The organism is Azospirillum griseum (assembly GCF_003966125.1).
Classification (GTDB): domain Bacteria; phylum Pseudomonadota; class Alphaproteobacteria; order Azospirillales; family Azospirillaceae; genus Azospirillum; species Azospirillum griseum.
Genome location: NZ_RXMA01000213.1, coordinates 1 through 210, shown reverse-complemented (window position 1 = coordinate 210; position 210 = coordinate 1). Strand labels below are relative to the sequence as shown.

Below are 210 nucleotides of genomic sequence, written 5' to 3'. Positions count from 1 at the left end.
TCCACAGGCGGGGACCGTGGAAATCCTTTGAAGCCGTGGAATACGCCACCCTCGAATGGGTCGACTGGTTCAACAACCGCCGCCTGCTCGAACCTATCGGAAATATTCCACCAGCCGAGGCCGAACAACGCTATCATGACGCCGTGAGCAATCAGCAAATGGCGGCGTGACTCACGAACTTTTGCCGCCGACAATCCCGGCGCGGTTCAC

Annotated in this window: 1 pseudogene; it reads left to right on the top strand. The window is 58.6% G+C overall.

The window, feature by feature from the left end:
- Nucleotides 1-170: pseudogene (locus EJ903_RS27950) on the top strand (IS3 family transposase); the annotation flags it as partial.
- Nucleotides 171-210: the final 40 nt, after the last annotated feature.